The sequence below is a fragment of the Xanthomonas populi genome, assembly GCF_002940065.1.
Classification (GTDB): domain Bacteria; phylum Pseudomonadota; class Gammaproteobacteria; order Xanthomonadales; family Xanthomonadaceae; genus Xanthomonas; species Xanthomonas populi.
Map to the genome: position 1 here is coordinate 1 of NZ_MDEJ01000188.1, position 5,684 is coordinate 5,684.

Sequence of the window (5,684 nt, forward strand, 5' to 3'; positions counted from 1 at the left end):
ATCCACAAAACGCTTACGCTATCTCACACCTGCTGAGGTCTTTTGCAATGACGACGCCCTTGCACTTCGCGAGTGAATCCACCCCTGGTGCGACTTCAGCCGCAGTCGTACGCCGTCATCCGCGCGATGGTGTGTGCTGGCGCGGCGCCTGGACCAACTCCTTCTTCAAACCCCAAGCGGATGGGCGTCGATGCTCGCGTACATGGTCTCGTGGCTGACGCGTTGGGTAGGATCATCCGGATGCATGCGCGAGAGCTTGGCAGCCATCTGCTGGGGCGACCAGCGCCACAGCACCAGATGATCACGCAGCACCTGAAACAGCTCCGTCTCCGGGGTCAGCCGCCGCCGGATGCGGTGCTGACGCCGTGCCCGGTAACGTCTCCCCGCACTACGCGCGCAAGAGGCCGTGCTGTGCTGCCTGGCCAACGCCCGACGCACTGTCGACGGGCTTCTCCCCAACAGCCTGGCGATCGCGCGCAAGCCTTGACCTCGCCGCGCCTCAATCTGGAGCATCGCGCGCGCTTCTGCGCTTAGGGGACAATAGCGTTTTGACAGTACATACCCTACTGGCTGAAAGGGTGTTGCACTTGGAACTTGAGGCGACCGTGTGATAAGTGGCTCCTCATTGACGCCGGATGCCCGCAGACAGAGACGCGCGCAGACAGGTAAACTTTCGCGTCAGCTGGCCGGTCCGACATGCCCCGCATATCGCAACCCAGCACGCCGGGCCTATAGCTCAACGGTTAGAGCAGAGGACTCATAATCCTTTGGTTCCAGGTTCGAATCCTGGTGGGCCCACCAGTAAAATCAATGATTTGCTGACGCGTCTCATCTTAAGAGAGAGGCCAAAGGTACATTTTCGGTACAGTCCGGGAAGTAGAGACCTATGGCAACACTCGTAAAAACCCCCGCAGGCTCTTGGAAGGCCGTCATCCGTAAGACTGGATGGCCTCCTGCGATCAAGACATTCCGCACCAAGCGTGATGCCGAGGACTGGGCTCGGCGCACCGAGGATGAGATGGTGCGCGGTGTGTACATCCGCCGCGCCGGCTCCGAGCGCACTACCGTTGAAGCTGCGATGCGGCGATACCTGGCCGAAGTCACGCCAGGCAAGCGGCCTGTCACGCAGATCAGTGAAGTGCGCCGTGCCGAAGTTCTGATCAAACATCTTGGCCGTTATTCATTGGCGGCGGTGACCGCAGAGATCGTTGCTCGCTTCCGCGACGAGCGCTTGGCCGGAGACCTGGATGCGCAGGGTCAACGCCGGCCGCGCAGTGACAACACCGTGCGACTAGAACTTGCTTTGCTTGGGCACATGTTTACGATGGCATTAAAGGAATGGGGCCTAGGGCTCGTCCACAGCCCGGTGCTGGGCATTCGGCGCCCGCCGCCTGGCCCTGGACGAGATCGCTGCTTGACTCCGCACGAAGAGCAGCGCCTGCTTCGCGCAGTAGATGGCCACTCAAATCCGATGCTCGGTTGGATCGTACGCTTAGCCTTGGAAACGGGAATGCGCGCTTCCGAACTGGTGGGCCTGCGCCGCAGCCAGGTTGACTTGGTGCGCCGCGTGGCCCGTCTTCAGCAGACAAAGAATGGAAGTTCGCGGACTGTCCCCTTGACCCAGGAGGCTGTGCGAGTGTTGCGAGTTGCGTTGGCCAACCCTGTACGTCCTATCGACACCGATCTGCTGTTCTATGGCGAGCCTGGGCGAGACGGTAAACGTCGCTCTTACCAATTCAATCCAGCTTGGATGAAGCTCAAGCGAGACGCCGGAATGGCGGATCTAAATTTTCATGATCTACGGCATGAGGCAATCAGTCGACTTGTTGAAGCAGGCCTTTCAGACCAGGAAGTTGCTGCGATCAGTGGTCACAAATCCATGCAAATGTTGCGGCGATACACGCATCTACGGGCGGAGGATCTTGTATCAAAGTTGGACCGACTCGGAAGAGGGGTTGCCTAGGGAAGGTCTGAACAACTCGCAGCGTTGCGAGCGAACTTGGGATTCCGGTCGATTGCGCTGGTCGCCCATTCTGAAAAATCAAACACTTGTGCGTGATAGAGCCTGCCTCAGATGTTGTTGGGGTTCAGTCGACATACGTATAAAAATAACTCGCAGAATCCGATTTCTTTTGTGAAAACATGAAGTTGCCGGATAAAACGGCGCTTCCATCGGCTCATCCACTACCTCGTCCCTTTCGAAGTTCGGCACGCTGCAACTGTCTTTCGGCGAGTGTGCGCGGCCGGTCGGTCACCGGGTGTGTAAAGGAACGCCGCCGCCCCATGTCCCGAGGTCTTGACCATGCGTGTCATCCCAGCAGGCGATCGGCTCGTGCTCGCTCTCGTGAAGCCGGGGGCATCCGACTATTACCCACCCTGCGGATTCTGTGAGTTATTTTTACACGTATGTCGGCTGAACCCCAGGAACGTACGACGGTCCACGGCGGTTCTCCATCGCATGGCGCGCGGCGATGCGATGCCGGACACAGGGCGGCCGTGGAACGTCGCGCCGCAGTGCGGGCAGCGGCAGCGCCCGCATCGATCCAGATACCTATGTCCCGTTTGCACACTTCTGCGTTGCGGCACATCGAAACGTCAACCGCCGTAGCAGAACCGAGCACGACCACTGGCGAGCGGAAACCGGTTCCCGCAGGCTGCGCGACTCGCGGCTCGTGCCACGCCGGGTCAAAGGCGGCACGCAGCCACTTTCATGCAGTACACCAGGGACATCCGATGAACCTCTCTCTTCGCACCATCGTGGCGATCGCCGTTGCCGCCTGCGTGCCGCCGTGCACGGCCGTGGCCGCCGACTGGTACATCGCGCCCACCGGCAACGACGGCAATCCCGGCACTCGCGCCGCCCCATTTGCCAGCGTGATGGCTGCGCAGGCCGCCGCGTCCAGTGGCGATACCGTCTACCTGCGCGGCGGCACCTATCGCCTGACCAGCGCCAACATCAGCGTGGTGCGGCAGCCCTACGCCGTGGTCAACGAGATCACCAAGCCCGGCATCGCCTATGTCAACGTCGCAAACGAGCGGCCGGTGTTCGACTTCTCTGCGGTGACGCCCACCGGCCTGCGCGTGGCCGCATTCCGGGTGGCCAGCAACAACTGCGTCTTTCGCGGATTCGAGGTGGTGGGGGTGCGGATCACCATTGCAGACCGCCTGACCCAGTCCGAAGCATTCCGCGTTGACCGCGGCAACGGCAACCTGTTCGAGAATCTGGCGATCCACGACGGCCAGGCGATCGGCTGGTACCTGGTTTCCGGCAGCGACAACCGGGTACACAACGTCGATGCCTATAACAACCGCGGACTAAATGCCTTCTCCGATGGAAATATCGACGGTTTCGGCGTGCACCCGACGCTTGCGGGAAGCAGCGGAAACCTCATCGAAGGCAGCCGCGCATGGTTCAACAGCGACGATGGCTTCGACCTGATCAATGCCGCTGCTGCAGTCACCCTGCAACGCAACTGGTCGTTCTACAACGGGTACGACAGCGCATTCACCCCGCTGGGCAATGGCGCAGGCTTCAAGGCAGGCGGCTACGGCCGCAACGGAAGCGATTATCCCAAGCCGGTGCCGCGCCATATCGTGCGGTTCAATCTGGCAGTGGGCAATCGATCCAACGGCCTCTACGCCAATCACCACATCGGTGGGCAGGAGTGGATCAGCAATACATCGATCAAGAACGGCCGCGCCAACTACGACATGCAGTCCACCTTGAGCAACAACCTCACTGACGTGCCGGGATACGACCACCATCTGGCCAATAACCTGGGATTCGGAACGCGCATCGAAATGATCAACCTGGGGTCTGCGAGCGAGAACGATATCGGCCGCAATTCGTTCAATCTTCGCCTTGTCGTCAGTGCGGGCGATTTCGTCAGCCTGGACGAGCGCCAGCTCATGCGCCCGCGCCAGGCCAACGGCGACCTACCCATCATCACCTTCGCCACCCTAGCACCGGGCAGCGCGTTGATCGACGCCGGCGCCGATACCGGTGAGGCCTTCAACGGGCTTGCACCGGACCTGGGGGCATTCGAGGCGCGTTGATCCGGACGATGGCGCCAGCCGCCTGGCCGACGGTCAGCGCCATCGTGCCCGGCAGGATTGAGGGTCGGCAGGGGTTCGTGTAAAAGACCTTTAATGACAGCGAGTTAGCTTAATTTTGGCTGTTTTTTACACGAATCCCTGCCGACCCCCTGGATGAATCGGTCGGTGTTTTCTGTGAGAAGAAACGATCCTTCCAGCAACTCACGCGCATCTTCATAGAAATTGATGGCAGTGAGGCAGTCTCCGCCGGCCTGCGGAATCAGATGGCATTCGTGCTCAAGATCCCTCATCTCATCGGGTACTGGATCTGCCGGCATGGGATTCCGACGTCCCCCCGCCCTGAGTAGCGGCCGAGTTTAGAGTACGGGGCTGATGATATCGGTGTTTGCCAACTGTTGGGCATAAGCGGCCGGCGTCATGCCGCCGATTGCTTTCTTGGGTCGGTCCTCGTTGTATTCGCGTCGCCAGCGTTCGATCTCGGTGCGCGCATGCAGCAGTGTTGGGAACCAGTGCTCGTTGAGGCATTCGTCGCGTAGTCGGCCGTTGAACGATTCAACATAGGCGTTTTGATTTGGCTTGCCGGGTTGGATTAGCCGTAGTTGCACACCACGGGCATGTGCCCAGGCGACCATTGCCTTGACGCAAAACTCCTTGCCGTTATCGGTTCGGATCACCTGCGGCAAACCGCGACTGTTCGCCAGCCGATCCAGCACGCGCGTCACACCGTGGCCCGAGATTGCGCGTTCCACGTCGATGGCGACCGCTTCGTGTGTCGCGTCGTCCACGATCACCAGACAGGTGATCACCCGACCTTCGGCAGTGCGGTCGAGCACGAAGTCCATCGACAACACCTGGTTGGCCTGCGCTGGCCGCAGCAGCAGTTGACGCTCGCCCACCGGTACTTTTTTGCGCTTGCGGCGCCGGACCTGCAGCTGCTGCTCGCGATACAACCGCTCCACGCGCTTGTAGTTCACGATGCGTCCTTCCTGGCGAAGTTTGAGATAGATCATCCCCACGCCATAGCGGCGATGGCGATGCGCCAGCGCAAGAATGCGCTCGCGTAATTCGACATTGCGGTCTTCGCGTGGGCAATAACGCAGCGCACTGGCGCTCATGCCGATCGCTGCCAAGGCGCGGCGCTCGCTGGCACCACACCCAATCCACTCGCGCACCAGCGCACGACGCGCCGGTGCGCTCACCACTTTTTTTCGCAGCCCATCCTTGATCAGGTCGTTCTCGAATAGCTGCTCGGCCAGCAACTTCTTCAGCCGGCTGTTCTCGGCTTCCAGATCCTTGAGCCGTTTGGCATCGGGCACGCTCATCCCGCCGAACTTGCTGCGCCACAGGTAGTACGAGGCCTCACTGAAGCCATGGCGCCGGCACAGGTCCTTGATCGCCACGCCCACTTCGGCTTCGCGCAGAAAGCCGATGACCTGCTCGTCGGTAAAACGTGATGCGCCCAGGGTTCCGTAGACACTCAAGACCCTCGTTGCGGGTAGCGCCGTTCAAACTCTACAGGGGACAGCTCGTCAGTTGAACCGTGGCGGCGGTTGGGGTTGTAGAACATCTCGATGTAGTCGAATACCTCGGCGCGAGCGGCGTCCTTGGTGGGAGAGATCCGCCGCCTG

5 protein-coding genes and 1 tRNA gene are annotated in these 5,684 nt (G+C 60.6%); 3 read left to right on the forward strand and 3 right to left on the reverse strand.

The window, feature by feature from the left end; translation table 11 throughout:
• Nucleotides 1-165 precede the first annotated feature (165 nt).
• Nucleotides 166-312, reverse strand: a complete 147-nt coding sequence (locus XpopCFBP1817_RS23360; protein ID WP_244171256.1) for a hypothetical protein — start codon at nucleotides 310-312, stop codon at nucleotides 166-168.
• Between the two features lie 413 nt (nucleotides 313-725).
• Here XpopCFBP1817_RS23360 and XpopCFBP1817_RS19135 point away from each other — a divergent pair.
• The 3 genes from XpopCFBP1817_RS19135 (at nucleotide 726) to XpopCFBP1817_RS19145 (ending at nucleotide 4,056) form a co-directional block, all read left to right on the forward strand.
• Nucleotides 726-801: transfer RNA gene (locus XpopCFBP1817_RS19135), tRNA-Ile, on the forward strand.
• An 85-nt stretch (nucleotides 802-886) separates the two neighbouring features.
• Nucleotides 887-1,963 carry a tyrosine-type recombinase/integrase gene (locus XpopCFBP1817_RS19140; RefSeq protein ID WP_128418304.1) on the forward strand — a complete coding sequence of 359 codons (1,077 nt, stop codon included), beginning with the start codon at nucleotides 887-889 and terminating at the stop codon, nucleotides 1,961-1,963.
• A 770-nt stretch (nucleotides 1,964-2,733) separates the two neighbouring features.
• Nucleotides 2,734-4,056: a right-handed parallel beta-helix repeat-containing protein gene (locus tag XpopCFBP1817_RS19145; RefSeq protein WP_128418305.1), complete on the forward strand. Its 1,323-nt coding sequence runs from the start codon at nucleotides 2,734-2,736 to the stop codon at nucleotides 4,054-4,056.
• 356 nt (nucleotides 4,057-4,412) lie between these two features.
• On the opposite strand, the gene XpopCFBP1817_RS19155 is transcribed toward XpopCFBP1817_RS19145, so the two are convergent.
• A complete protein-coding gene (locus XpopCFBP1817_RS19155) occupies nucleotides 4,413-5,519 on the reverse strand; it encodes an IS3 family transposase (RefSeq protein WP_128418307.1) in 1,107 nt (368 codons plus the stop codon).
• Between the two features lie 14 nt (nucleotides 5,520-5,533).
• Nucleotides 5,534-5,684: IS3 family transposase (locus XpopCFBP1817_RS19160; protein WP_146090198.1), on the reverse strand; the 151-nt coding region annotated here is incomplete at its 5' end.

Excerpts from the sequence above, each read along its gene's own strand:
- XpopCFBP1817_RS19140 (WP_128418304.1), top strand. The coding sequence starts at position 887 with ATGGCAACACTCGTAAAAACCCCCGCAGGCTCTTGGAAGGCCGTCATC.
- XpopCFBP1817_RS19145 (WP_128418305.1), top strand. The coding sequence starts at position 2,734 with ATGAACCTCTCTCTTCGCACCATCGTGGCGATCGCCGTTGCCGCCTGC.